Source organism: Paenibacillus sp. Paensp38, from assembly GCF_059491915.1.
In genome coordinates this window covers 3,464,459-3,489,529 of sequence record NZ_CP168516.1, presented here as the reverse complement: position 1 = coordinate 3,489,529, position 25,071 = coordinate 3,464,459, and the positions used below count along the sequence as shown (strand labels likewise).

The 25,071-nt window shown below is 46.5% G+C and carries 26 protein-coding genes; 23 read left to right on the top strand and 3 right to left on the bottom strand.

The features are described 5' to 3' along the window. Nucleotides 1–207: 207 nt before the first annotated feature. From recQ to ACEN8J_RS15320, 3 genes are all read left to right on the top strand, one after another. Nucleotides 208–2,106, top strand: coding sequence for a DNA helicase RecQ (gene recQ / locus ACEN8J_RS15330; protein WP_029516412.1), 1,899 nt, complete (start codon nt 208–210; stop codon nt 2,104–2,106). 54 nt (nt 2,107–2,160) lie between these two features. Then, on the top strand, nt 2,161–4,029 hold the full coding sequence (locus ACEN8J_RS15325) for a B12-binding domain-containing radical SAM protein (RefSeq protein WP_069012020.1): 1,869 nt from the start codon (nt 2,161–2,163) through the stop codon (nt 4,027–4,029). Between the two features lie 176 nt (nt 4,030–4,205). Then, on the top strand, nt 4,206–5,519 hold the full coding sequence (locus ACEN8J_RS15320) for an alkaline phosphatase (RefSeq protein WP_185156331.1): 1,314 nt from the start codon (nt 4,206–4,208) through the stop codon (nt 5,517–5,519). Nucleotides 5,520–5,722: 203 nt separating this feature from the next. Here the strand turns inward: ACEN8J_RS15320 and ACEN8J_RS15315 are convergent, their stop codons facing one another. Genes ACEN8J_RS15315 through ACEN8J_RS15305 form a run of 3 tightly spaced genes read right to left on the bottom strand, consistent with a single transcriptional unit; the run spans nt 5,723 to nt 7,048 of the window. Beyond that, nucleotides 5,723–5,812, bottom strand: coding sequence for a putative holin-like toxin (locus tag ACEN8J_RS15315; protein WP_367988533.1), 90 nt, complete (start codon nt 5,810–5,812; stop codon nt 5,723–5,725). Nucleotides 5,813–5,851: 39 nt separating this feature from the next. Next, nucleotides 5,852–6,457: a DedA family protein gene (locus ACEN8J_RS15310; RefSeq protein WP_165144956.1), complete on the bottom strand. Its 606-nt coding sequence runs from the start codon at nt 6,455–6,457 to the stop codon at nt 5,852–5,854. Between the two features lie 15 nt (nt 6,458–6,472). After that, nucleotides 6,473–7,048, bottom strand: a complete 576-nt coding sequence (locus ACEN8J_RS15305; RefSeq protein WP_029516416.1) for a class I SAM-dependent methyltransferase — start codon at nt 7,046–7,048, stop codon at nt 6,473–6,475. Between the two features lie 287 nt (nt 7,049–7,335). Between ACEN8J_RS15305 and ACEN8J_RS15300 the strand changes: the two genes are divergently transcribed. The 20 genes from ACEN8J_RS15300 (at nt 7,336) to ACEN8J_RS15205 (ending at nt 25,063) form a co-directional block, all read left to right on the top strand. Continuing rightward, a complete protein-coding gene (locus tag ACEN8J_RS15300; RefSeq protein WP_341071810.1) occupies nt 7,336–7,593 on the top strand; it encodes a hypothetical protein in 258 nt (85 codons plus the stop codon). An 86-nt stretch (nt 7,594–7,679) separates the two neighbouring features. Further along, on the top strand, nt 7,680–8,033 hold the full coding sequence (locus ACEN8J_RS15295; RefSeq protein ID WP_165144962.1) for a FlxA-like family protein: 354 nt from the start codon (nt 7,680–7,682) through the stop codon (nt 8,031–8,033). 296 nt (nt 8,034–8,329) lie between these two features. Next, on the top strand, nt 8,330–8,758 hold the full coding sequence (locus tag ACEN8J_RS15290; RefSeq protein WP_165144965.1) for a GNAT family N-acetyltransferase: 429 nt from the start codon (nt 8,330–8,332) through the stop codon (nt 8,756–8,758). Between the two features lie 11 nt (nt 8,759–8,769). Then, the gene (locus ACEN8J_RS15285; protein WP_069012027.1) at nt 8,770–9,231 is read left to right on the top strand and encodes a hypothetical protein; all 462 of its coding nucleotides are present in this window, start codon (nt 8,770–8,772) and stop codon (nt 9,229–9,231) included. 36 nt (nt 9,232–9,267) lie between these two features. Continuing rightward, on the top strand, nt 9,268–10,080 hold the full coding sequence (locus tag ACEN8J_RS15280) for a helix-turn-helix transcriptional regulator (protein ID WP_069012029.1): 813 nt from the start codon (nt 9,268–9,270) through the stop codon (nt 10,078–10,080). Nucleotides 10,081–10,185: 105 nt separating this feature from the next. Then, nucleotides 10,186–11,142 carry an aldo/keto reductase gene (locus tag ACEN8J_RS15275; RefSeq protein WP_449291640.1) on the top strand — a complete coding sequence of 319 codons (957 nt, stop codon included), beginning with the start codon at nt 10,186–10,188 and terminating at the stop codon, nt 11,140–11,142. 266 nt (nt 11,143–11,408) lie between these two features. Then, nucleotides 11,409–11,900, top strand: a complete 492-nt coding sequence (locus ACEN8J_RS15270; RefSeq protein ID WP_029516423.1) for an 8-oxo-dGTP diphosphatase — start codon at nt 11,409–11,411, stop codon at nt 11,898–11,900. A gap of 139 nt (nt 11,901–12,039) precedes the next feature. Continuing rightward, a complete protein-coding gene (locus tag ACEN8J_RS15265) occupies nt 12,040–12,648 on the top strand; it encodes a phosphotransferase (protein ID WP_449291641.1) in 609 nt (202 codons plus the stop codon). A gap of 47 nt (nt 12,649–12,695) precedes the next feature. Next, nucleotides 12,696–13,217 carry a GNAT family N-acetyltransferase gene (locus ACEN8J_RS15260; protein WP_165144974.1) on the top strand — a complete coding sequence of 174 codons (522 nt, stop codon included), beginning with the start codon at nt 12,696–12,698 and terminating at the stop codon, nt 13,215–13,217. A 28-nt stretch (nt 13,218–13,245) separates the two neighbouring features. Then, nucleotides 13,246–13,695, top strand: coding sequence for a hypothetical protein (locus tag ACEN8J_RS15255; protein WP_165144977.1), 450 nt, complete (start codon nt 13,246–13,248; stop codon nt 13,693–13,695). A gap of 189 nt (nt 13,696–13,884) precedes the next feature. Further along, nucleotides 13,885–14,919: an NAD(P)/FAD-dependent oxidoreductase gene (locus ACEN8J_RS15250; protein WP_103047635.1), complete on the top strand. Its 1,035-nt coding sequence runs from the start codon at nt 13,885–13,887 to the stop codon at nt 14,917–14,919. 146 nt (nt 14,920–15,065) lie between these two features. Next, nucleotides 15,066–15,749, top strand: a complete 684-nt coding sequence (locus ACEN8J_RS15245; protein ID WP_449291642.1) for an HD domain-containing protein — start codon at nt 15,066–15,068, stop codon at nt 15,747–15,749. A 164-nt stretch (nt 15,750–15,913) separates the two neighbouring features. Then, nucleotides 15,914–16,894 carry an ABC transporter substrate-binding protein gene (locus tag ACEN8J_RS15240; protein ID WP_029516428.1) on the top strand — a complete coding sequence of 327 codons (981 nt, stop codon included), beginning with the start codon at nt 15,914–15,916 and terminating at the stop codon, nt 16,892–16,894. Between the two features lie 10 nt (nt 16,895–16,904). After that, nucleotides 16,905–17,912 carry a FecCD family ABC transporter permease gene (locus tag ACEN8J_RS15235; protein WP_039269698.1) on the top strand — a complete coding sequence of 336 codons (1,008 nt, stop codon included), beginning with the start codon at nt 16,905–16,907 and terminating at the stop codon, nt 17,910–17,912. Continuing rightward, nucleotides 17,905–18,927: a FecCD family ABC transporter permease gene (locus tag ACEN8J_RS15230; RefSeq protein ID WP_449291643.1), complete on the top strand. Its 1,023-nt coding sequence runs from the start codon at nt 17,905–17,907 to the stop codon at nt 18,925–18,927. Before ACEN8J_RS15235 ends, ACEN8J_RS15230 begins: the two co-directional genes overlap by 8 nt. A 118-nt stretch (nt 18,928–19,045) precedes the next feature. Continuing rightward, nucleotides 19,046–19,816: an alpha/beta hydrolase gene (locus ACEN8J_RS15225; protein ID WP_495594551.1), complete on the top strand. Its 771-nt coding sequence runs from the start codon at nt 19,046–19,048 to the stop codon at nt 19,814–19,816. 317 nt (nt 19,817–20,133) lie between these two features. Continuing rightward, nucleotides 20,134–20,919: a 2,3-dihydro-2,3-dihydroxybenzoate dehydrogenase gene (locus tag ACEN8J_RS15220; protein ID WP_039269699.1), complete on the top strand. Its 786-nt coding sequence runs from the start codon at nt 20,134–20,136 to the stop codon at nt 20,917–20,919. A 77-nt stretch (nt 20,920–20,996) separates the two neighbouring features. Then, nucleotides 20,997–22,283, top strand: a complete 1,287-nt coding sequence (gene dhbC / locus ACEN8J_RS15215; protein WP_029516434.1) for an isochorismate synthase DhbC — start codon at nt 20,997–20,999, stop codon at nt 22,281–22,283. Between the two features lie 33 nt (nt 22,284–22,316). Next, on the top strand, nt 22,317–23,969 hold the full coding sequence (locus ACEN8J_RS15210) for a (2,3-dihydroxybenzoyl)adenylate synthase (RefSeq protein ID WP_340933887.1): 1,653 nt from the start codon (nt 22,317–22,319) through the stop codon (nt 23,967–23,969). Nucleotides 23,970–24,013: 44 nt separating this feature from the next. Then, nucleotides 24,014–25,063, top strand: coding sequence for an isochorismatase (locus tag ACEN8J_RS15205; protein WP_341071815.1), 1,050 nt, complete (start codon nt 24,014–24,016; stop codon nt 25,061–25,063). Nucleotides 25,064–25,071: the final 8 nt, after the last annotated feature.

Here is a 25,071-nt window from a genome sequence, read left to right as displayed (position 1 = left end):
TTGGAACCGTGTCTCTTCATAATTATGGACAAATTTTCGGCACCGTGTTCACTATATCATGAGAAAACAGCGAACGCCATAAGGGACTAAACCAGATTGGCAGTCTTCTAGCGGTTGAACATTACCCTGAACCCCGGTAAACTAAAGATAACGAAAGAAAAGCCGATATGCGTCAAGGACGCTAGAAATATGAGGAGTTTTGAAACTATGAGTGTACAAGCACCAACCTTGGAACGGGCGCAGGACTTGCTGCAAAAATTTTATGGCTATCCCGATTTCCGGGAGGGACAAAAGAAAATTGTGGCCAGTATGCTGGAGGGCAACGATACGTTGGGCATCATGCCGACAGGGGGCGGAAAATCGATATGCTACCAGATCCCCGCGTTGTTGCATGAGGGGCTGACCATTGTCGTGTCACCGCTCATTTCGCTGATGAAGGACCAGGTGGATGCGCTGACCACGATGGGGATTGCTGCTGCCTACATCAATAGTACGTTGAGTGGTCGAGAAGTGAATGATCGCATACGAGCCGCACGGAATGGTGACTTGAAGTTACTGTATGTCGCACCGGAACGACTGGAACTGGACTGGTTTCGCGATGAAATGGCTCAGTTGCCGATTTCCTGCGTAGCGGTAGATGAGGCTCACTGCGTATCGCAGTGGGGCCATGATTTCCGTACCAGCTATCTGGCTGTGGCTCCATTCGTGGACGGGCTGTATGAACGTCCAATCGTGGCTGCGTTTACGGCAACGGCGACACCGCAGGTCATGGATGACATCGTGCGCTTGCTTCGTCTGCGCTCACCGGAGACGTTCGTTACAGGCCTTGGACGGCCCAATTTGGCGTTCAGTGTGCTGCGCGGGGAAGACAAACGCAGCTTTTTACTGAATTACGCCCGTGAGCATGAGGGTGAATCGGGCATTATTTATGCGGCGACACGTAAGGACGTGGACGATTTGTACCAACGGCTGCGTGATGCAGGCATGGCGGCTGGACGCTATCATGCCGGGATGACAGATCAGGAACGTGCAGATAGCCAGGAAGGGTTTCTGTACGACGATATCCGTGTCATTGTAGCAACTAATGCCTTCGGCATGGGGATAGATAAATCGAACGTACGCTATGTCATTCACTACAACATGCCTAAAAATATGGAGGCTTACGTACAAGAGGCGGGACGCGCAGGACGTGATGGCGACCCGAGTCAGTGTATTCTGCTGTTCGGACCACAAGATATCGTGACGCAGAAGTTCCTGATTGAGCAAAATCCACAGGATGAAGACCGCAAGCGTAATGACTATCGCAAGCTCCAGCAGATGGTTGATTATTGCTACACGACTCGTTGCCTACGTACAGCACAGCTTGAGTATTTCGGAGAAGCGGAGGAGCATAAAGCTTGCGGCATATGCAGTTCATGTACAGATGAACGGGAACTGGTTGATATGACCATAGATGCGCAAAAGATTTTTTCGTGCATTCACCGCATGCGGGAACGTTATGGGGTCTCGATGGTCGCCTCGGTGTTGAAAGGCTCGCGTAACAAAAAAGTGCTGCAGTATGGTTTTGACAGCCTACCAACCTATGGCGTGATGGGCAACCGGACGGAAAAAGAGATCGCCGAAATCATCAATGTTCTTGTTTCGGAAGGCTATCTGATGTTGTCCGAGGGACAATATCCGGTCGTACGCTTGCAGCAGCTTGCGGCTGAAGTGCTGAAAGGCCAGCGAGAAGTCATGCAGCGTGTGGTGCGACATGCCACGGCTTTTGCAGGTGGAGCAGGTTCACGCGGACGACAGGGACGCGATGCATACCCGGCCGCAGTCAACGAAACCGTGTTCGAGCAATTGCGCCTGATCCGCCGCGATCTGGCCGCTCAGGAGCATGTACCGTCTTATATCATTTTCAATGATGCGACGCTGCGTGAGATGAGCGTAGCGAGCCCACAATCCGAGGCAGAGATGTTGCGGATCAAGGGTGTCGGAGAAGTGAAGTTCCGCAAGTACGGCAAGCCGTTTCTTGATTTTTTTCATAATCAGGGGAATATCGGGGGAACGGTAAGTGAGGACGAGATTTATGCAGACGATGTGTACGAGGATTTTGAATAGCCATACTAAGGTAAGGATATAACAGTCCATGCAAACTATAGAAGGTTGTGACCTATGAAAGTCATTTTATCAACGTTAAATGCAAAATATATTCATACCTCGCTGGCCATCCGATGTCTCAAAGCCTACAGTGAAAAGGACTTTGATATCGAGCTAGCGGAGTACACGATTAAAGACCCGGTGATGAACATCGTATCCGATTTGTTTCAACGGGGGGCAGATGTCATCGGCTTTTCCTGTTATATTTGGAACATTGAAGAGACGATTAAAGTCATCGATGTATTGAAAAAGATTATGCCCGAAGTCAAAATTGTTCTGGGTGGTCCAGAGGTATCCTACGATACGGATCACTGGATGAAGCGTTTGGCGAATGTGGACTTTATCGTGGTTGGTGAAGGAGAGGAAACCTTCCATCAACTGCTGCAGGAGCTGGAAGGGGATCGCAAGTTCCATTTTGTGTATGGACTGGCTTACCGTAAGGGAGAAGAGGTTATTCAGATGCCCGGTCGTCCGAAAGCGGACTTGAACGAGTTGCCGTCGCCCTATCGTTTTGCTGAAGATATACCGGAACTCGGGAAACGGGTTGTTTATTTCGAAACGAGCCGGGGCTGTCCGTTCAGCTGCCAGTTTTGTCTGTCAAGCATCGAAGTTGGGGTGCGTTATTACGATATTGAGCGCACAAAGTCAGATATTTTATATCTGATCGACAATGGAGCCAACCTAATCAAGTTCGTGGATCGGACGTTTAATATTAAACGCGATTATGCACTGGAAATGTTCAAATTTTTGATTGAAAATCACCGTGGATGTGTCTTCCAGTTTGAGATTACGGCAGATATTATGCGTCCCGAGGTATTGGATTATTTGGCGGAAAACGCGCCGCCGGGCGTATTTCGTTTTGAAATCGGCGTCCAATCAACGAATGATCCTACCAATGAGCTGGTTAAGCGTCGCCAGAACTTTACCAAACTTTCTCGTACTGTTACAAAGGTCAAACAAAGCGGTAAAATCGACCAGCATTTGGATTTGATCGCCGGATTGCCCTTGGAGGACTACAACACATTCCGTAAAACGTTTAATGACGTTTTTGCGCTCGGCCCGGAAGAGCTTCAACTTGGCTTCCTCAAAATGCTGCGTGGCACCGGACTGCGTATCGACGCAGACAAGTATAACTATACGTATATGGATGTTGCGCCGTATGAAATGCTGAGCAATGACGTCCTTTCCTTTGCCGATATCGTCCGACTCAAGCGCTTGGAAGATGTATTGGAAAAATACTGGAACTCTCATCGTATGGATCATACAGTCAACTATCTGATTGAGCGTGAATTCTCGTCCGCCTTTGATTTCTTTCAGGAATTCGGAGACTACTGGGAAGGACAGGGCTGGCAAAAAATCGGACATCAGCTCGAAGACTTGTTCACACGTCTCCAGTCCTTTCTGGAATCGCGTGGAACAAAGCGAATGGATATGGTGCTTGGACTGATGAAGCTTGATTATTTCCTTAACCATAAATATAAGCCGCGTAAAATTTGGTGGGAGCATAGCTTGGAGAAGAATGATTGGTCCAGCTATATGAAAATGGTTCTCCAGCACCCGGATGCGCTGTTGTCACCTGTGGTTGCAGATTTTGTGGCAGATGCGAGCAAGGAGAGTACAGGCGGAACGGATGTAGGCAGTCAACAGCCGCAGCCATACCGCGAGATTATCCCAGCCTTTGCTTCCTTGAAGCTGAGTGAAAAAGAACTGCAAAAGCACGCTGTGCTGGATGTACTGCCGTTCAGTCTGGATCATATCCTGAGTGGGGGTAGCCCATTGACTGCCGAAGGCCGCACGCTTCTGCTTGTAGTCTATCAGCAAAATGGACAGCAAAAGCCGCTCTACTACACCATGCCGATCGGCAAAAATATCGCTGCGATTTAATATAAGAGGCATCGACTTTGATATACCAAGAGTCGGTGCCTTCTTTTGTCTTATAAAAAACAGGTGAGCACTCCAAATTTTACATTCGTGTAATCTATTGCTTTACGATGCTTTACAAAGCAGATATATGATTACTTTATCATATATGAATATTAAATTTATTGGAGTGTGACCTTGTGAAAAAGCGTTCGATGAAAAAGAGTATCCTTGCTTTAGGTGCCATTACCGTTTTGAGTGCGCCATTGTTATCTGCTAATATCCCTAACGCTTTTGCAGCCTCATCTAATACCAAGTCTACTACGACACAGGTATCCAAAGGACAGAAAACCTCGTCAGCGAAAGTCGATGCCCCTAAGAATGTCATTCTCTTTATCGGCGATGGTATGGGAGAAGCAAGTCGCAACGCGATTCGCTTGGCGACGGTAGGGAAATCGGGATTACTTGAAATGGACAACATGCCTGTAACCGGCCTGGTTAGCACAAGTTCAGGGGATAACCTGGTTACGGATTCTGCCGCCGCTGCGACTGCTATTGCAACAGGTGTGAAAACGTATAACGGCGCGATTGGAATGGATTTGAATAAAAAACCAGTGACAACGATTATGGAGCTGGCTAAAAAAGCAGGCATGTCTACAGGTGTCGTGACGACAAGCCAAGTGACAGACGCAACGGGGGCTGCCTTTGGTGCGCATGTCGAAAAACGCTCCGCTCAAAGCGAGATTGCCAAACAGTATTTGGAGAAAAGCAAGCTGGATGTTATTCTGGGCGGTGGTGAGGATTTCTGGTACCCTGCCGGAACAGTAGGCAAACATCCAGATGCTCCGGCAGAAGATCCTGAGGAAGCGAGTAAGGGAACTCAAGGGAATTTGGTAGAACAAGCGAAGAAGCTGGGTTATAGCTATGTGACGGATCAGACAGGAATGAAAGCAGCCAAAGGTTCTAAGTTGCTGGGGCTGTTCGCCAATGAAGAGATGTTCCAAGCTCACAACAAGCAGGGTAACTCTTACAATCCAACGGTTTCTTTACCGGATATGACGACCAAAGCAATTGATGTTCTTTCCAAAAACCAAAAAGGTTTTTTCCTGATGGTAGAAGAAGAAGGAACGGATGAGATGGCGCATGACAATGAAGGTGAGCTAACGATTAAGGCTGGGCAACAGCTCGATAAGGCCGTTAAAGTAGCTAAAGAGTATGCCAAAGCACATCCAGATACATTAGTGTTGGTGACGGCAGATCATGAAACGGGCGGTTTGGCGATTGAAGGCGAAGATGCGGAGGATGAATCCGGTGAAGGTGTTTCCAAAGAGGATGGTCCTTTTACTGTAAAAGGCTCTAATGAAAAGTTTTATATTGACTGGACCACGGGAGGACATACATCTGTTGATGTGGCGTTAACCGCGATGGGCCCAGGCTCTTCTCAGTTTAGCGGGAATTACCCGAATACTGCCATTCATGATAAGCTGGTTAAGTTGCTTCAATTAAAGAAATAGCTCGGGGTGTAAGCCGCCACTTTAAAGGCTTTCCATATTGGCAATATGGTTTTTCCTGTGATAAATTAAAGCTAATAAGTATATACTGAAAAAGAGCAAGGATGCTGCCAACATCCTCACTCTTTTGCAACAGCCGCTTATAAGGGCGGTAGTTGTAGGGTTGGATTAGTAAAATAGACCGCATTCCTTTTCCAGAGGGCGGTCTATTTCTTTTTGTTGAAGGAAAGAATCAAGATCACCAATGTCGCAAATTGAATCATCAACATCAATGTATCTTTAACCTCCACAGGCATCACCTCCTTTGCAGGAGACTAGCCGACCGTGTTCTACCTTTACTCCTCCGTTGTTTTCTTCCCCCACACCAATTTCATTATAAAAAATATAATGGTCAGCATGATGACAAGCAATGCCATCTGCAAGCCATAACGATGGATTAGTTCTCCTACTGCCTGTACATGATCGCCAAAGATACGTCCGAGTAGAAAGAAGATCAGCGTCCAGATCAAACCCGTTGAATAAGAGAAGAGGGCGTAGCGCTTGAAGCTCATTTTATTGATTCCGACAATATAAGGAATAATGTGACGGACGATCGGCAGCAAATAACTGATGCAAATAGTGAAGTTTCCATACTTATGTATCAATTTTTCCGAAAACGTAATGTACCTGTCCATTTTTTTCTTCCGGCGTAAACGTTCTAGAATCGGTGTGCCCACGGTTCTCCCCAATACATAACCTAAGGACAAGCCTGATATAACCCCAAGATATACAATTAAAAAAGCGGGTAACGGGTGAAGTATGCCCATGCCTGTTACAGCCCCGCCAGTCATTACGATGACTTCATCCGGGATGGGCAGACCCACAATCCCCAGCCATAGAGAAAAGAATAATGCTGCATAGCCGTATTGTTCGATGATGGAAATTAAATATTCCACGTCCATACCCGTACTCCTTTCTTAAGCTTTCTTTCGGCATACATACACGAATGCGGGTGGAACATTCATTGGCACAAACTTGATTTCTTCAATATCAAACCATTCACCTAACTGCTGCTTCATCTGTTTAGAGTATTGAAAGGCCACAAACATTCCTCCATCCCTGAGCGATAGATGAATTTGTTCTACAATTTGATTCCGCATCGCTTGTGGAAAATTGAAAAAAGGCAGCCCGCTGATTATGCAGTCAAGCTGTTCTATTTGAGCATTTTTCATAGCAAGCTGAAGCTCACGCGAGTCGGAATAGCATAGATAATTCGGGAATCTTCTTTTTAAACTCTGCTGCATGGTTTGGTCTTTCTCAAAGAGTAAAACCTTAGGTTGAAATTCAGCAGCAGACGGGATGTATTGGGTAATTGCCCCTGTTCCAGCACCAAGCTCGGCAACAGCATGAACTTCACTCCATGGAATGGATTCTATCATATTTTTAGCTAAAAATCTGGAACTTGGTGTTACACTACCCACATATGCAGGCGAGTACAAAAATTTGACTAGGAACATAAGTCTCTCGTGAACCAAATGGCTAATACGGATCATACATCATTTCCCTACTTTCAATTTTTAAAATACGTTCATTTATTCTTTGCTAAGAGTAACAAATTATCCCTTTACTTACTCCTGTCTCAAGTAGGGTTGATCCCCCCGTCTTGCGGAGGGGATTTTCCTTGACTATGGTCTAGGAAATAATAAAAGGGTTACGGTATTAATGAGTCTGTATTGATTCAGTTATCATTCAGCATACCCTCAGGTTGCATTCAGATTTGCTACCGATGAAAGGTAGGTGGGCAGCCAAAAACATTATGTACACTGAGAGGGAATCTATTTTGTCACTATCCATTAACAGACATCTTATCACGACTTCCTATGATCATTCGAATACGGTGAAGTCACATGAGAATGGACTAAATACCACGGGGCATACCACACACAAGAAATCTAACGATTCACTCGAACTGAGCAAGGAATTCATGAAATACACGGGAGGAATGCAGGCTCCGCTTCCTACGAATGCCACAGATGAAGAAATATCGGCTTTATTCGATAAAATCGCTAAGACTTTTGAACAATCTGTATCATCGTAGTCATAGTCATTAGAGTGCAACACCATAGCTTAGAACCGGTTAGCCCACACGTGTAAACTCATACTTTTATAAAGGGGAAATCTCGTATGAACATTTCATCCACATCCAGCAGTTCTATATCTATTTCAAGCACTTCATCTTCATCCAGTACCAACGATACAGCTAGTCTGGAAAAGCAAAAAGCTCAACTTGAAGCGGAGTACAACAAGGTACAGCAAAGTAAGGATAATAAAGATACAAAAGAAACAAAAATGAAGCAGCTTCAGCAACAAATTAAACAGATTGAAGCTCAAATTGCACAGCAAAGTTCGCAATCCAGCAGTACGTCAACTCCAAAAATGGAAAAGCCCGCTCCAAGTAACACAGAAACAACTCGTATCAACAGCGCTAACAGCAGCGATATTACGGGAGTTGGGAAATCACTGGATATTTCAATTTAATCATCCCCTCTCTTCTCCTGTATGGCAGACGATGGATATAAAGGATAGCAGGTTCTCCGTTTCAGAGGGGCCTGCTTTTTTCGTTACTAAATATTTTGCATGAATCCAGGGAACGACTTTAATCAGCGATATTTAGATTAGAATAATTCTGTCCATCTAAATTGAATCATGTGACTAAACATAGAAAAGTATATACAATATATAACAGTAGGAAGATGAAAGTATTTTAACCCTATTATTTTCTATATTTAAATCAGTAAGTGCTAGTAATCATTTCAAATTGGAGGATTTATGCCATGACGCTGGAACCTCAGATGAATCGAAGTAGTAGAGATGAAGCGCGTTTAGTCAGAAACAAGTTGATTGAGTTTAATGCGAAACACGTTCCAGCAGATATTCGAACCCAATACGAAGAGATTAATCTTACGCTTAAAAATGAAGACGGTCAGGTGATAGGCGGTCTCCTAAGTGTACTATGTTGGAACTGGGTGGAGGTTGATATTTTGTGGGTAGATCAGAGCTACAGAGGAAAGGGCTACGGTTCACAACTACTCGGTGAAATTGAACAAATTGCTAAAGAAAAAGGGTGCGATTTTATACAACTTAATACCTTTACTTTCCAAGCGCCCGAATTCTATGAAAAGCAGGGGTATGAAGTCGTTGGTGTCATTGACGATGCTCCGAGAGGCTTTAAACACTATTATTATAAGAAAAATATCTACTGAGGATTCTATAGATGCGCGTACAGATCAAGGAAATAAATAAAGATCAGCATATCACCATTCGTAATATTGGCAAGGAAAAAGTATACGGCTACTGGACATATTTTTGGCATGAACTGACTTCTGGATATGCGTATGTTGTCCCGTATGAACAAAGCTTAAATAAGATGATTCCCGGTTGTGTAATTTCGGTCGAGACTTCTCAATCCAGTATAGAGGGGTTCAGGAGGCTGAAGCCTACTGAAGAGACAGGGATTTTTCGACCTCAACCAAAGCTAGGCGACTATTGGATTCAAGGAACGATACATCAAGTGATGCAAGGCGAAGCAGACGAGATAGAATGTGTGGAGATTGTAGTAGGAGACACTACGTTTATTTTGGATTCTGAAGAAGTGAATGGTGATGTCAACGTTAAAGCGGGCGACGGTGTCGCCTTTGAAATCATAGGCCTACAGTTGTTTGACGAGGGACTGTGAGCGTTCTATAGCGATTGATTCGAAAAGAGGTAACACATGTCTAATGATAATAGTAAATCGAAAACGTTGGGAGCTTTTCTGAAATCACGTCGAAATCGACTTCAACCAGAGCAGGCAGGTCTTAGACTTTCACAGGGTCAGCGAAGAACACCGGGGCTTCGCCGAGAAGAAGTTGCGATGCTGGCAGGTGTCAGTGCGACGTATTACACATGGCTGGAACAAGGTAGAGAAGTAACAGCATCTAAGGAGATTATCGAAAGTATAGGAGAAGCTCTACAATTAACTCATGATGAGAGAGCACATCTAATTCAATTGTGGAATCCCAATGAGGCGGTTGCGATTTCGCCCATCCATACAAGGCTGAATCCACAGTGGCAACATATTATTGATCAGTTGTCCTATCCTTCCTTTATCAGCAATGAAAAAGCGGAAGTGCTTGCTTGGAATAGCGCGGCGAATGAGGTGATTACCGATTTTTCTTCCCTGTCCGTTTCTGAACGTGTCATGATTCGTTTATTGTTCGTGGATTCCGAATTACGTCGTCGAATGGTTAACTGGGAAGAATTCGCGTCCTATTCGGTAGCTGTTTTTAGAACCTATTATGACAAGTATTTAGGAGATCCTTGGTTTGAGGAGACGGTAGAACGGCTGCGTGTGGAAAGTATGGAGTTTGACACCATGTGGAAGCAGCATCATATCCAGCTCAAAAAGGTGAATCGGGTTTCCCTTCAAATCCCTGGCGCTGTGGAAGCAGTTTCCTATGATATTAATTCTTTAGCAAGTATTACGGACCAACCGGGTCTGCACTTTTGTATCTACACGCCAGTAAGCCAATCCTCTGCCTGGTAATCTTGTTACTAGTATAAACGTACTGTGGTTGCCTCCATAAGGGTCTATTAGAATGAGTACATGTTCATTCCATCCATTTACCCAAAGAAAAGAGGGAACCATGATATGCTGAAAAGGAAATTGGGATGTGAAGGGCTGGAGGTATCAGCTCTGGGCCTTGGCACGATGATGATGCCGAACAACGAGGAGTCGGTGCGCACACTTCAGGGAGCGCTGGACCTTGGTGTAACGTTGTTTGATACAGCAGATCTTTATGGTGAGGAATACGCACAGCAGAAGTTCGGCGGCAATGAGAAGCTAGTTGGACGTGCGCTCAAGGGTCGTCGGGAGGAGGTAGTGATTGCCACTAAATTCGGGATCACACACACTCAGGGACCCAAGGGAGATCCGGCATATATTAAAAAATCCGTAGACGCCAGTCTGTTTCATCTGGGGACTGATTATATCGACCTGTATTATCAGCATCGAGTCGATCCCAATACTCCGATTGAAGAGACCGTCGGAACGATGGCCGATTTGGTTAAGGAAGGGAAAATCCGTTATATCGGCTTGTCGGAAGCGTCGGCTGAACAGATCCGCCGCGCGCATGCGGTGCATCCAATTACCGCAGTAGAAACCGAATATTCCTTGTGGAGCAGAGAAGTGGAAGACGATGTCCTTCCGCTACTAAACGAACTGGGAATCGGCTTCATCCCCTACAGTCCACTGGGTCGAGGTTTCCTCACGGGACAGATCAAAAAATTTGACGATCTGCCAGTGGATGATTACCGCCGTCATTTCCCTCGCTTCCAAGGCGAGAATTTCACCAAAAATCTAGAGGTTGTCCTCCTGATCGAAAAAATGGCTGCTCAAAAAGGTTGTACTTCTGCTCAGTTGGGGCTGGCATGGCTGCTGGCGCAAGGCGACCATATCGTCCCGATTCCAGGAACGAAGAGATTGGAAAGAGTGCGTGAAAATCTTGGTGCCCTACAGGTCTCTTTGTCGGAAGCAGAGCTTCAAGAGATCGAGCGTATTTCGCCCAAAGGTTTCGCAGTAGGTTCTCGTTATCCGGAGCGTGCCTAGAAAACGGAGTATTGGCATGATGATTAAGTTTAGGATAAGACCGTTCCTTTCTGGAGCCGCTGGTAGTACCAGCGGCTCTGCAGAAAGGCGGTCTTTTTTTTACTAATTTTGACCGACGTAGGCATGAGTTCTCAAGTCTAGTCTATGGCTAGAGTTATTGCACTCTACAAAATAACGAGTTAAAGTATGGGAAATGCCATATTTAACCACAGTTTGTCGGTGTGAAAGTAAAACTAGATTTTAGTGAATCGTGAATAAAGAAAGGTATGATCGGATTGACAACAGAAGTGACACATAAAATATATACCATGTGTATGATTCAGGACGGAAGTAAGGTATTGCTTATGAATAGACCCAATCGAAAGGGGTTTCCGGGTTATATTGCTCCAGGAGGAAAAGTAGAGTTTCCAGAAAGCATTGTGAATGGGGCCATTCGTGAAGTAAAGGAAGAAACAGGCTTAGCCGTTACGGAAATTGTATTTAAAGGAATCGACGAATATTGTGACCCAAGCCAAGGGCTGAGATATATGGTCTTTAACTATTTGGCTACAGCCACTGAGGGTGAACTATTAAAAAATCCCCCCGAGGGAGAACTGCTGTGGGTGGATATGAAAGAAGCGCTAAATCTGCCGATGCAGGATTGGTTTAAGCGGAGATTTCCATTGTTTTTTGAGCCAGGAACGTTTGAAGTTAGTTCCGTGTGGCTGGCGGATACAGATGAAACTCTGGAAGCAACGATTAAGAGCTATGGTGTATAGAGATGACGACGACCATATATTTCTCATCTAATCGGCTAGGCGAGGTAACAATTGAACAAGTGCAAAGGATGCTGAATCGTTTTGATTTGGGACGTTTGCTGTCTTATAAGCAAAGCTGACCTCGCTGGATAAACAGCAAATGGCTGAAATGCTTGCTACTGTTTTGTTAGTGCTTCATAGATGGAAGGTTAAGAACAGTGGAGAGCTGGATACAACAACTCTAGGCATTCGTCCTTTTGAAGTCTCTTATCGAGTATGGTTGTATGGACGAATTCGCTATTGGCTAGAGGATGCCAAAAAATACTCGAACATTTCTGTACAGGATATGGAATGGGTAGAGGAAATATTGGAAGGCTCCCGTCAAGCATTCGATCAGCTGGAAGCTGCCACTTTCGTGATGGGGGATTTTAAACCGCAAAATTTCCTTGTGCAGAATGGGAATAAGGGCTGGGGAGTCAGTGGTCTTTTTGATTTTACGACAGCCTATTTTGGGGATGGGGTTGCAGATCTTCCGAAAATAACCATCATGTATCTGGAGAACGGCGAAGAAGAATTGGCAAAAGGTTTTCTTACTGCTTACGCACAAGGGATGGAAGCTAAAGAAGGATTTACTGAGCGTTTCCGGGTGCATATGCTGCATCAGCAGGTTCTAAACTGGGGATGTGCCAAAGCGATGAAGCAAATCACTTGGGATGATAAGCTCTCTTTTGCAGATTGGGCGCAAAAATTCATGGATATTAAGGTATAAAGCAATAGCAGACAAATTGAGTATTTAAAGAGGAGGTAGTGAGTGGGATGCAGACTGTCAGATTGGTAAAGCCGGATCAGGACTGGAAGGAAGCTTATCTTTCATTTTATGAGGAATGGAAACAGAGCCAGGAGCATATGGTACCTTGGGTGATCTCTGTAGAGCCGTACGATTTTGAAGGTATGCTGACGTTTTTAAGTAATCAGGAAAATGGAATGAACCTGTCTGAAGGCTGGGTTAAAAGCTCCACATACTGGCTTGTGAATGCGAATGAACAGGTTGAGGGAGCGGTGAATATCAGGCATGTCCTTAACGAACACCTAATGAATGCCGGAGGTCATATCGGTTACGGTATCCGTCCTTCTGCACGAGGGAACAGGTACGCTGTTACAATGCTGGCCTTGGCGCTGGAAAAAGCAAAAGAGCTGGGGATTTCCCGAGTCCTGGTCGTATGCGACTCCGATAATATTGCCTCCAAAAAAACAATCATACAAAACGGCGGAATGCCGGACAAGGATTACATAGAGGAAGACGGAAACCGTGTAAACCGGTTTTGGATCGAACTGTGAGTGAGAAAGAGGGGAACGCGAGAAGCTCATGAAATTATGGCCTGAATATGCGCAAAACATCATTGTTGGTGTTATTTTTGAAGGAAACTGGAATTGGTATGTGACGGAAAGAGAATATTGGTTTTTGAATACCGAGATGGAGGAACGGTTTGGTATCCCTATTTTGGATGAAACCACAGCAGGAGCATTTTTGGATCACATCTGTGAATATAAGGTGGCTACAGGGGAGCTAACTTCAATGCTCCAGTTGCTGGATGATGCTATTCAGCATCAGGATGAAGTGCTGGAGTTTTATCCTGCTCTGTATGTTAACTTTGATGAGAAAGTTCTCTATTCGCTATTTCCTGAGCCAGCTTCGTTTGAACACTATGTCCCAGTGGGGTGGAAAGGAGAATATCAAAACTTTATGAACGAGGTACCTTCATCTGAACAGTATTGGATGATCGATGGAAGTAACTTTTTTGAAACATTCACTTGATAGAACGAAAGAGGAAATGAATATATGGATGCTTCCATGCATGAGTAGCTATATTAACCCATAAGATGTAGTTCTAAGGTCACGAAAACCTCTCCAAGGGCCATGTTTTTATTTCCTAATTGATATTGATAATTATTATCACTTATAATAAAAGCAGACATATTACGCTATGATAGGGAGAGTTGCAGAGTGACAGTGTCCTTGGAATTATATGATGTAACGATCATCGGCGGTGGTCCTGCCGGTATGTATACCGCATTTTACAGTGGAATGAGAGATATGAAGACCAAGCTGATCGAAGCCAAGCATGAGTTGGGCGGACGGATGCGCATATACCCAGAGAAGATGATATGGGATGTCGGAGGGGTTACCCCGGTTTTATGTGAAAAGCTGATTGATCAGCTGGAGCAGCAAGCGCGGACGTTCGAGCCTACCATTGTGCTGGGGCAGCAGATCACTGGTTTGGATCGGCAAGAGGATGGCACGTTCCTGCTAACTTCTGCCACAGGGGAACAGCATTGGACACGCACGATCGTTCTGGCAGTAGGCTATGGTATTCTCAAAATGGCTAAGCTGGAGATTGAGGGGGCGGACCGCTATGAGGTTACGAACCTGCATTATACTGTACAAGAGCTAGAGCCATTTCGGGGCAAGCACGTCCTGATTTCCGGTGGGGGCGACTCAGCAGTGGATTGGGCGAATGAGCTGGAGTCTATTGCGGCGAGTGTGACCGTCGTACATCGTCGGGATCACTTTGGTGGACATGAGAAAAATGTAGCGCGTATGAAATCATCTTCGGTCCGTGTTCTCACGCCATACGCGGTGAGTCAGCTACATAGCAACAATGGAGAGACGATTGAACAGGTAACGATCAGTCATGTAGATACGGACGAAATACAGGTGCTGAATGTCGATGCAGTCATCGTAAATCATGGACTAAAATCCGATTTCGGTCCGCTTCGGGATTGGGGACTGGATATGGGGGAGTGGCATGCCCGAGTGAGCGAAAAGCTGGAAACGAATCTGCCGGGGATTTTCGCGGCAGGCGATTTTGTCGAGTACGGAAGTAAGCTGTATCTGATTGCCGGTGCGTTCACAGATGCCGCCCTTGCGCTGAACAGCGCGAAGCTGTATATTGATCCGGCAGCTGACAAAGCGGCATATGTTTCTTCTCATAACAGCCGCTTTAAGGAGAAGAACCGCGAGCTTGGTGTCGTGGAGTAGAGTAAGATACGGAATTAAGTTATATAGGATTAGAGATAGGGTAGGGAAAATGTAAAAGAACTTCCGCGACTACGATTGATGTGGTTTGCATTAAAAAATCAAACGAACCTACCATAGAAAGTATGGACTGGATTGAAAGGTGACATATGAAGAGACGAACGGAGCAACAGGAAGCGATTTGTGCAGATATTACTCAAAAGGCAGAGCCCTTTGTACAGCAACAGTTGGAGCATGATCATAGTGGTCACGATTGGTGGCATATAGACCGGGTGAGAAAGCTGTCTCTTAAAATTGCTGCCAAAGAGGGCGCAGATTCGTTTATTTGTGAACTGGCAGCACTGCTGCATGATGTAGCGGATGAAAAATTAAATGATTCCAAACAAGCCGGGCTGGATAAAGTAGAGCAGTGGCTGCTTCTGCATGTAAGTGATCTGGATATAATCGCGCACGTGATGACTATTATTGCTACGATGTCCTACAATGGTGGACAAAACCCGCCCATGGAGACGCTGGAGGGTCAAGTTGTGCAGGATGCGGATCGGTTAGATGCTCTTGGAGCAATTGGGATTGCAAGAACCTTTATGTATGCAGGCTCAAAAGGCAGTATGATGCATCACCCGGATAAAGATTTTTCACAGCATGAGTATCGTGCCGCAGGTAAAAGTGCCATATACCATTTTTACGAAAAGCTGCTCAAGCTCCAGGATTTAATGAATACCACTTATGCCCGAGAGCTGGCGGAGGTTCGGCATCAATGGATGGAGCTGTACCTGGAGCAGTTCTATAGAGAATGGAATGTGGATGATGTTCAGCAGAGAGAGGAAGGCTGATGCTTCTTAGATGCAGTGATTCCAAGGAAAAAAGCTCACCTTTTTAATAAATATTAGAAAAAATATTGCAATGCACTGATTTCTCTCCTACTATTGATAATAGTTATCATTGATAATGATAACTATTATCTGTAATCAAGCAGTAGAGGGGAGCCATTCAGGTTATGAAGAAGTTTGCAGTAGGGGTGTGTACTTTATTATCGGCAAGTTTGTTGTTGACAGCGTGTGGTGGAAAAGTGCAGGAGGTGGATAGCTCGGCTCAAACGAATTCCAATGCATCGACACAGACGTCAGTTTCCGACGGAGAAAGTGCCAAGACGATTACATATCTAGATAAGACTTATAAGCTGACCAAGACGGATCATATTATTGTAGCAAGTCTGGAAGCGATGGAAGATGCGGCTGTCCTGGGAGTAAAGCCGACTGGGGCGGTTACTTCGGGAGGAAAATTCCCCGAATACATGGAAAAAGCGATGGAAGGAGCCGCAGATGTTGGTGACCGAATGCAGCCTAGTGCTGAAACGATCCTGAAACTGAAGGCAGATGTGATTCTTGGGAGCTCCAAATTTCGACCTGCGGTGGCAGAACAGCTGGGGAAGGTCGCTACATTGATTCCAGTATCTCATATTTCAACGAACTGGGAAGCGAACCTGCTCATGTTGGGGCAACTTACGGGCAAAGAGGCGAAGGCGAAAGAGATACTGAACAAGTACAAGCGAGATGCTCAGGCGGCCCAACAGAAGCTCAAGCCATTATGGGAAAACAAAAAGGTGCTTATGGTACGGATTCGTACAGGTAATCTGTATGTATATCCTGCAGATGTATATTTCAATCCTTCGCTATATGTTGATCTGGGAGCTAAGGTACCGGAAGAGTTAAATACAGTAAAGGCACAAGAGGCAGTTTCTTTGGAGAAGTTGGCTGATATGAACCCTGATTATCTGTTCGTGCAATTCTCAGAAGGAGAGAACAAGGATCAGCCGCAGGCATTAGCAGATCTGGAGAAAAATCCGATTTGGAGCAGTATCAGCGCCGTAAAGAATGGGAAAACCTTCGTCAACATCGTAGATCCCAATGCTCAAGGCGGTACTTCATGGAGCAAACTAGCCTTTTTGGAAGCGGTTATGAACCGACTTTCGCAGTAAAGGTAGGAACATGGGAAAAAAATTAATCTCTCCTTACCTTATCATCTTCGTCTCTCCCTTGTTTATCGTGTTAACGTTACTGCTGTCTGTGATGTACGGAGCCAAGACGATAGAATGGGAGACGGTAATTGCTACATTTTTCCATTTTGATGCTGGGAATGTAGATCATCAGGTCGTATTAAACTCTCGTCTGCCTAGAGCGGTCGGCTCTATATTGATTGGTGCTTTTCTCGCGATTTCAGGAGCCATTATGCAGGGAATGACGCGGAATTTCTTGGCTTCACCCTCCATTATGGGCGTGTCAGATGGAGCGGCATTTGTGATCACCTTAATGATGATCCTCGCGCCGAACTCCACTTCGATGGGGCTGATCGGCAGTTCTTTTGTAGGATCGGCTCTTGGGGTAGCTATTGTATTCGGTTTAGCCTGGATGATTCCCGGGGGTCTTGCTCCGGTTCGTATGGCCATTTTGGGAACAATCATCGGCACGTTTTTAAGCAGCCTGTCGGCCGTTCTTTCCATTTATTTTAATGTATCGCAAAATGTAAGCTTCTGGTTTAACGCACGACTGCATCAGATGGATCCCGGGATGATCCAATTGGCAATTCCCTTTGCTCTTGTGGCAGTTGTGGGGGCGATGCTGCTGGCCAAGCCAATAACACTACTGTCGCTAGGCGACGACGTGGCCACAGGCCTGGGACAGCGGTCATTACCGGTCAAGCTGGGGGCGATGCTCTGTGTAGCATTGCTGACGGGTGTTTCTGTTGCGCTGGCAGGAAAAATTGCTTTTGTTGGCTTATTGATTCCGCACATCACCCGATATTTAATCGGAGTAGATTACCGTTGGGTCATTCCATGCTCTGGTTTGATCGGTGGCGTTTTTTTGGGTATGTCTGATGTGTTGAGCCGTTTTCTAAATTATCCGTTTGAAACGCCTATTGGTGTGGTTACCTCAGTCATTGGCATCCCTTTCTTTCTGTACTTAATACGTAGAAAAGGAGGGGGAGAGCATGCGTAAAATCAGTGCAAAACGCCTGTGGCTCGTACTTTTAAGCGTGGCTGCGCTCATTTTAGTAGCCTCCTATATTAGTCTGACCCATGGGGAGTTTGACATGACTCTGCAGGAAGTGGTTCAGACGTTGTTCCGTATTCATCCTACTCCGCAGTTGGATTTGGTAATTTTTGATTTTCGGCTACCTCGTATTGTGATTGCAGCCTTGGTCGGTCTTGGGCTGGGGATTGCTGGGGCGGCGGTACAGGGAGTTACACGGAATGGCTTGGCTGATCCCGGCATTTTGGGCATTAATGCAGGGGCGGGGGCAGCCATCGTCATATTTATGTTCTTTTACCAAGGACAGATGGAAACGACAGGCTGGACTGCGGCGTTGGCTATGCCCTTTTTTGGCTTGATTGGAGGTTTGATGGCTGCCCTGCTGATCTATTTATTTGCATGGAAAGCAGGACGCTTGGATCCGCAGCGGCTGCTTCTCGTAGGTATCGCGATTGGCTCTGGCTTCGGTTCCTTAAGCTTATATCTATCGCTGAAAATGAAAGCCTCGGATTTCGAGATGGCGACAGTATGGATGTCGGGCAGTATTTGGAGTGCGGATTGGAAGCTGGTTGCCGCCGTAATTCCGTGGCTTGTCATTTTGATCCCTGTTATTTGGTTGAAATCGTATGTTCTGGATCTGTTTCAATTGCATGAACATACAGCTAAAAGTCTTGGCGTTGCGACCGAAAAGGAAAAGTCTATTCTTCTGCTGTCCAGCATTGGACTGGTGAGTGCCTGTGTGTCTGTTTCAGGAGGAATAGGCTTTGTAGGATTATTGTCCCCTCATATCGCCAGAAGACTGGTTGGCCTTCATCATCGTCTTGTGATTCCCATATGCGGCATGGTGGGTATGGTGCTGGTACTGTTGTCTGATTTTGTTGCCAAAACGGTGGTTGCGCCTGCGGAAATTCCTGTTGGGCTGATTATTGCGGTGATCGGGGTCCCTTATTTTGTAGTCTTGCTCATGAAAAAAACGGCCTAATTGAATTGAAATTGAGGTTCTATAGGAGGTTATTCCCGTGAAAGACCTATTTACGCATGTTCATCGTTCCAGTGATGCACATGGAGCTGTGTACGTTCCTCGAAGTCAGCATCGAGTGATGTATTCACAGGCTGAAAACCGTGAGTATCATATTTATATTGCGATCCCTGCTGAGGAACCTCCTGTATCCGGGTATCCAATTATTTATGTACTGGATGCCAATTCTGTTTTTGGAACCCTGGTGGAAGCGGTGCGTGTTCAGGGCAGACGACCCGACAAAACGGGTGTTGTCCCAGCTATAGTTGTAGGAATAGGCTACCCAACAGAGGCTCCGTTCCATCCTTCTCGATATTACGATCTTACACTACCAAGGACGGCAGTAGAGCTTCCTGTAAGACCAAACGGAGAAGCACCTATTGAAAGCGGGGGAGCCGAGCATTTCCTGTCATTTATTGAAGATGAGCTAAAGCCTAAAATGGAGCGTGATTTTCACATCGATCGCAGCCGACAAACGATCTTCGGTCATTCATTAGGGGGCCTGTTCGTATTACATACCCTGTTTACAAGACCCGGCTCTTTTCAGATCTATGTGGCGGGAAGTCCCTCTATTCACTGGGGCGGGAGGGCCATTATGGAGGAAGAGAAACACTTTTTAGCCTCCACAGCTCAGGAACAGCGGAACAAAAGGCTGTTGATTGCAGTGGGTGAGCTGGAAGCAGGACATTCAAGTGGTATGCAGGAAAAGGCCAGGGAGCTTGCCGAGCGTTTAACAAATGTGAATGATTCGGGCTTGCACGTAGAATTCCGTGAATTTGCAGATGAAGGCCATATATCCGTGTTGCCAGTACTGGTGAGCAGAGCCGTTCGTTTTGCTTCGGTTTGTCACTAAAACTATAAAAAGAATCAAAAAATGAAGATATATAAAGGGATATTGAGTATAAAAAGGGATAAAATTCAAAAAAACCTCTCCAATGCTACCAGGAGAGGTTTTTTTGAATTGATAATTTTCTTAAATGTACAAATATGGACGAAAACAGACGATTTTCAACATTGACTGTAATTGATGGTTTAGTTATCATATTTTGTAACTCCTAATTGATAATGATTATCATTATTAGTTATTTAAATTCAAAATGAATGATGATTACAGCAGAAACTGGGCGTTAAACTGCTTTTTTTGATTTCGCTGGAAAGGGTGGAATGAACATGAGTGATGACGGAATACAGGGGAAGGTAGCTCTGGTTACAGGTGCTGCCCAAGGTATCGGTGCTGCTGTGGCGCGTTCTCTGGCCGAATTGGGAGCAATCATTGCCGCTGTAGACCGAAACGCAGAAGGTGTGAGCAGGCTGGTAGACGAGCTGGTGCGTGACGGCTATCGTGCAACGGCTTTTCCTGTCGATGTCAGCCATCGTGCGGCTGTCGATGAGACGGTAGAGCAGATTGAGCATCATCTCGGACCAGTTGGCATTTTGGTGAATGTTGCGGGTGTGCTACGAATTGGGCTAGTAGACACGCTCCGTGACAGTGACTGGACGGAAACCTTTGCTGTAAACACAAACGGTGTCTTTTACATATCCCGGGCTGTGGTGAAGCATATGATTCCCCGGAAATCGGGTTCGATTGTCACGGTGGGTTCCAATGCGGGAGCTGTACCTCGTATGTATATGGCAGCTTATGCAGCTTCAAAGGCCGCTTCGGCGATGTTTACTAAATGCTTAGGATTGGAGGTTGCCTGCCATCATATTCGCTGTAATGTGGTGTCCCCAGGTTCTACGGAGACAGAAATGCAGTGGTCCCTGTGGTCTGATGAAAGTGGGGCACAAGCAGCTATTGACGGATCGCCGAACGCTTACAAGGTCGGCATTCCACTGCGAAGGTTGGCTGATCCGGCAGATATCGCGGATGCTGTTGTTTTTCTTGCTTCGGACAAGTCACGCCATATAACGATGCATGATTTGCGCATTGATGGTGGCGCTACGTTAGGTGTCTGAGTGGAATGCAGCAGTCTTGTATGGGAATAGATGATGGCAATCGTGACAGAAAACAATGGAACAGGAGGCAATAACGTATGAAATCCAATACTGCGCTTGAAGTACAAGCGACTCACTTGCTAAAAGATTACAAGCCAGGCTCTTCCTTCTTTTTTGCGTCACCCACCCGGACTTTACTGGCCCAAGGTACGTTGGGGGCATTGCCGCATGGGGAGGCAAGCGATACGGAGGGCGGATTGACCGGGCGTGTAGCCACGTTGCTCGAGAGTGTGCGTCAGTCCCACGGTGGACATCCGATTGTGGTGGGAGCTATTCCCTTTGATGCTTCACGGGCTGCACAGCTTCTGGTTCCGGCAGAGACTCGCTGGGCGGGGCCGCTTCATTCTCACTCTACGAACTGGCACTCCGAGAATGGGAAAGCTGCCGATTCAGCGAATGCTGCCAGCCGTGTGAACCCGACAAAGCTTGGGCAGGCTCCGGACTACGGTATTCGTTCCGTGCCCGATCCGTCGGAGTTTGTACAGGGGGTGGAACAGGCCCTGAAATATATTGCGTCCGGGGAGCTGAACAAAATCGTGCTCTCCAGAACACTACAGCTGGATACTTCGGAACAAGTAGACGTTCCAAGTTATTTGCATAATTTAGCCAGACATAATACCAAGGGCTATACCTTCGCTGTTGATTTACCCGCTTTGGAGGCGGAAGAAGCAGGCTCGGACGGGGCTGTTGTCGGTGTGGAACAGCGAACGCTGATTGGAGCTAGCCCCGAGCTGCTCGTTTCCCGAGAGGGGCTGCATCTGACGGTTAATCCGCTGGCTGGCTCTGCACCTCGCAGTGATGATCCTGTCGAAGATAAGCTGCGGGCTGCGGCATTGCTGGAATCAGTCAAGGACCGGCATGAGCACGCGGTAGTCGTTGAAGCGGTGGCCTTGGCACTCAGACCGCTATGCCGGAGACTGGATGTGCCGCAGGAGCCTTCGCTGATACAAACAGAGACGATGTGGCATCTTTCGACTGAAATTACGGGGGAATTAGTGGATTTGACGGTTTCATCTTTGGCCGTTGCCCTGGCGCTGCATCCTACGCCAGCCGTATGCGGTTCGCCTACAGAGCAGGCCAAAAAGGTTATCCGAGATATCGAATCGTTTGATCGGGGCTTTTACACGGGAATTGTTGGATGGTGTGATGCAGCCGGAGATGGAGAATGGGTGATTACGATCCGTTGTGCAGAAGCTGCAAAGCATTCCTTGCGTTTGTTTGCAGGGGCAGGCATTGTGGCGGCTTCAAACCCGGAAGACGAACTGGCGGAAACAGCAGCCAAGTTTGGAACCATGCTTCAGGCATTGGGACTGAAGCATGAATAACGAGAACGATACAGAAAGAGGAGGAATATCATGATGTTGCCCGGATGCCCTACATGGCCGCAGGAATTTGCCGAGCGTTACCGGAAGGCAGGCTACTGGGAGGGAGTGACCTTTGGAGAAATGTTGCGGGAGCGTGCAGTATCGCAAGGTGACCGGACGGCAGTGACGGACGGCCAAACAAGTACAAGCTACCGTGAATTGGACGAAAAAGTAGATCGTCTGGCAGCTGGATTTTACCAATTGGGAATTAGATCGACGGATCGGGTCATCGTTCAGTTGCCAAATGTTACGGAGTTTTTTGATGTATGCTTTGCGCTGTTCAGATTGGGGGCGTTACCCATATTCTCGCTTCCGGCTCATCGAAGTAGCGAGATTGCCTATTTCGGTGAATTTTCCGAGGCGGTTGCTTATATCATTCCAGATGTATATTCGGGCTTTGACTATCGTGGACTAGCCAGAGAGGTACAAGCCAGAGTGGCAACCCTGCGTCATGTCATTGTTGTGGGCAAGCCGCAGGAATTTACGGCTCTATCCGGATTGTATATCCAACCTGATCAGTCGTTACCCCAGGTGCTTGCGGGGGATATTGCCTTTCTCCAGCTTTCCGGTGGGAGTACAGGCTTGCCCAAGCTAATTCCAAGGACACACGATGATTATATTTACAGTCTGCGGGGCAGTGTTGAAATATGCGGTCTGGATGAAGATAGCGTGTATTTAGCTGCGCTTCCCATGGCTCACAATTACCCGCTCAGTTCTCCGGGTGTCTTCGGAGCCTTATATGCGGGAGCTAAAATTGTACTTGCGCCTACGCCGAGTCCAGATGATGCTTTTCCATTGATTGAACAGGAGCAGGTGACGATTACTGCTTTGGTCCCGCCGCTTGCGCTGGTATGGCTTGATAGTGCTTCGTCGAGAACCTGTGATTTGTCCAGTCTTCAGGTGCTTCAAGTAGGGGGAGCCAAATTCAATGAGGAGGCTGCTCGTCGCATAAAGCCGGAACTTGGGTGTACCCTGCAACAGGTGTTTGGTATGGCGGAGGGGCTGGTCAATTATACCAGACTGGATGATCCGGAGGATATCATTGTAGCAACTCAGGGACGTCCCATTTCAATCGACGATGAAATTAAAATATTGGATGATGAGGACAAAGAAGTGGCACCGGGAGAGGTAGGCCATTTGCTTACACGCGGACCTTACACGATTCGGGGTTATTATAAGGCGGATCAGCATAATGCAAGAGCATTTACGCGGGATGGATTTTATCGTACGGGCGATTTGGTGAGGTTGAGTCCCGATGGCAATGTGATTGTGGAAGGCCGAGCGAAGGATCAAATTAACCGGGGCGGAGAAAAGGTGGCGGCTGAGGAGATTGAAAATCATTTGCTGGCCCATCCCGGTGTGCATGATGCAGCGATTGTAGCCATGCCTGACGAATATTTGGGTGAACGTTCCTGTGCTTTTATTATCCCGTATGAGATGGTACCGACCGTAACGGAGTTGAAGAAATTTCTGCGTGAACGTGGTTTGGCGGCTTACAAAATTCCTGACAGAATTGAGTTTATAACAGCGTTTCCACAGACCAGTGTAGGCAAGGTTAGTAAAAAAGCATTGCGGGAAATGATTACACAGCAGCTAGCATCTGCACCTGAACCGCATGGAGACATAACGATGAGCAAGAACACATAACGCAAGACAGATACTCGTAATGAAAAATGAAAGGAAGCGATATGATGGCTATTCCTCCAATTTCAGCTTATCCGATGCCGAGTGCTTCGGATATGCCCCAAAATAAAGTGGCATGGCGGCCTGATCCCAGACGTGCAGTGCTATTGATTCATGATATGCAGCAATATTTTGTTACCGCTTTTGAGGCTGGGCAATCTCCGGTCAAGGAGTTGATCGCTAACATCCAGTTGTTGAAAAGCCACTGCCAGCAGCTTGGGATACCTGTAATCTATTCGGCGCAGCCGGGAGGTCAGGCTCCGGAGAAAAGGGGGCTACAGCAGGATTTTTGGGGCAAGGGGATGGATGATGGACCTGTTCAAAAGGAGATTGTGAACGAGCTTGCCCCTTCGGATCAGGATATGGTTATGACGAAATGGAGGTATAGCGCATTTCAAAAAACCAATTTAGACGATATATTGCGGCAATATCATCGCGATCAGATCATGATTACCGGTATTTACGCACATATTGGCTGTCTAATGACCGCGACCGAGGCATTTATGAAGGATATACAGCCTTTTTTTGTAGCTGACGCATTGGGGGACTTTTCACTGGAATACCACAAAATGGCCCTGACTTACGCTGCTGAGCGTTGCGCGGTTACGATGCTGACTGTCCCCTTGATTGACGAGTTGGAGACTACGAAGGGGGCAGCAACGGAAGGTACTCAGGTGCAAAGTGTAAATATGGCTACAGCTCAGACAGGCATAGCTGACCAGAAGCCTGGTGAAAGAGAAAGCGAGGCAAAGACTTTAGATTCAGCAATGGCTGAAAAGGAAGTGCCTGCGGCTCCGCAGTTAACTGAACAATTGGTACGTGAGCAGGTCGCAGGACTGCTGCAGGAATCAGCGGAAGGATTGGCTGCCCACGATAATCTGATGGATAGGGGACTGGATTCGATTCGTATGATGAGTCTTGTGGAAAAATGGCGCCGCTACGGGGCAAGGGTGACGTTCGTGGAGTTGGCTGAACGTCCGACACTTGCTGATTGGTGGAAGCTATTGTCTTCGCGAACTAGGCAGTCAATGCCTAATTTAGACTATTTTTCCCTTTAAAGGAGGGT

What these genes read in the sequence shown, in the direction of transcription:
- ACEN8J_RS15270 (WP_029516423.1), top strand. Translation starts at nt 11,409, where the DNA reads ATGATCGGATTGACAACAGAAGTGACACATAAAATATATACCATGTGT.
- ACEN8J_RS15245 (WP_449291642.1), top strand. Translation starts at nt 15,066, where the DNA reads ATGAAGAGACGAACGGAGCAACAGGAAGCGATTTGTGCAGATATTACT.
- ACEN8J_RS15275 (WP_449291640.1), top strand. Translation starts at nt 10,186, where the DNA reads ATGCTGAAAAGGAAATTGGGATGTGAAGGGCTGGAGGTATCAGCTCTG.
- ACEN8J_RS15205 (WP_341071815.1), top strand. Translation starts at nt 24,014, where the DNA reads ATGGCTATTCCTCCAATTTCAGCTTATCCGATGCCGAGTGCTTCGGAT.
- ACEN8J_RS15225 (WP_495594551.1), top strand. Translation starts at nt 19,046, where the DNA reads ATGTATTCACAGGCTGAAAACCGTGAGTATCATATTTATATTGCGATC.
- ACEN8J_RS15295 (WP_165144962.1), top strand. Translation starts at nt 7,680, where the DNA reads ATGAACATTTCATCCACATCCAGCAGTTCTATATCTATTTCAAGCACT.
- ACEN8J_RS15240 (WP_029516428.1), top strand. Translation starts at nt 15,914, where the DNA reads ATGAAGAAGTTTGCAGTAGGGGTGTGTACTTTATTATCGGCAAGTTTG.
- ACEN8J_RS15265 (WP_449291641.1), top strand. Translation starts at nt 12,040, where the DNA reads ATGGCTGAAATGCTTGCTACTGTTTTGTTAGTGCTTCATAGATGGAAG.
- ACEN8J_RS15290 (WP_165144965.1), top strand. Translation starts at nt 8,330, where the DNA reads ATGACGCTGGAACCTCAGATGAATCGAAGTAGTAGAGATGAAGCGCGT.
- ACEN8J_RS15235 (WP_039269698.1), top strand. Translation starts at nt 16,905, where the DNA reads ATGGGAAAAAAATTAATCTCTCCTTACCTTATCATCTTCGTCTCTCCC.
- ACEN8J_RS15255 (WP_165144977.1), top strand. Translation starts at nt 13,246, where the DNA reads ATGAAATTATGGCCTGAATATGCGCAAAACATCATTGTTGGTGTTATT.
- ACEN8J_RS15210 (WP_340933887.1), top strand. Translation starts at nt 22,317, where the DNA reads ATGTTGCCCGGATGCCCTACATGGCCGCAGGAATTTGCCGAGCGTTAC.
- ACEN8J_RS15305 (WP_029516416.1), bottom strand. Translation starts at nt 7,048, where the DNA reads ATGATCCGTATTAGCCATTTGGTTCACGAGAGACTTATGTTCCTAGTC.
- ACEN8J_RS15310 (WP_165144956.1), bottom strand. Translation starts at nt 6,457, where the DNA reads ATGGACGTGGAATATTTAATTTCCATCATCGAACAATACGGCTATGCA.
- ACEN8J_RS15325 (WP_069012020.1), top strand. Translation starts at nt 2,161, where the DNA reads ATGAAAGTCATTTTATCAACGTTAAATGCAAAATATATTCATACCTCG.
- ACEN8J_RS15230 (WP_449291643.1), top strand. Translation starts at nt 17,905, where the DNA reads ATGCGTAAAATCAGTGCAAAACGCCTGTGGCTCGTACTTTTAAGCGTG.
- ACEN8J_RS15285 (WP_069012027.1), top strand. Translation starts at nt 8,770, where the DNA reads ATGCGCGTACAGATCAAGGAAATAAATAAAGATCAGCATATCACCATT.
- ACEN8J_RS15260 (WP_165144974.1), top strand. Translation starts at nt 12,696, where the DNA reads ATGCAGACTGTCAGATTGGTAAAGCCGGATCAGGACTGGAAGGAAGCT.
- recQ (WP_029516412.1), top strand. Translation starts at nt 208, where the DNA reads ATGAGTGTACAAGCACCAACCTTGGAACGGGCGCAGGACTTGCTGCAA.
- dhbC (WP_029516434.1), top strand. Translation starts at nt 20,997, where the DNA reads ATGAAATCCAATACTGCGCTTGAAGTACAAGCGACTCACTTGCTAAAA.
- ACEN8J_RS15315 (WP_367988533.1), bottom strand. Translation starts at nt 5,812, where the DNA reads ATGCCTGTGGAGGTTAAAGATACATTGATGTTGATGATTCAATTTGCG.
- ACEN8J_RS15220 (WP_039269699.1), top strand. Translation starts at nt 20,134, where the DNA reads ATGAGTGATGACGGAATACAGGGGAAGGTAGCTCTGGTTACAGGTGCT.
- ACEN8J_RS15280 (WP_069012029.1), top strand. Translation starts at nt 9,268, where the DNA reads ATGTCTAATGATAATAGTAAATCGAAAACGTTGGGAGCTTTTCTGAAA.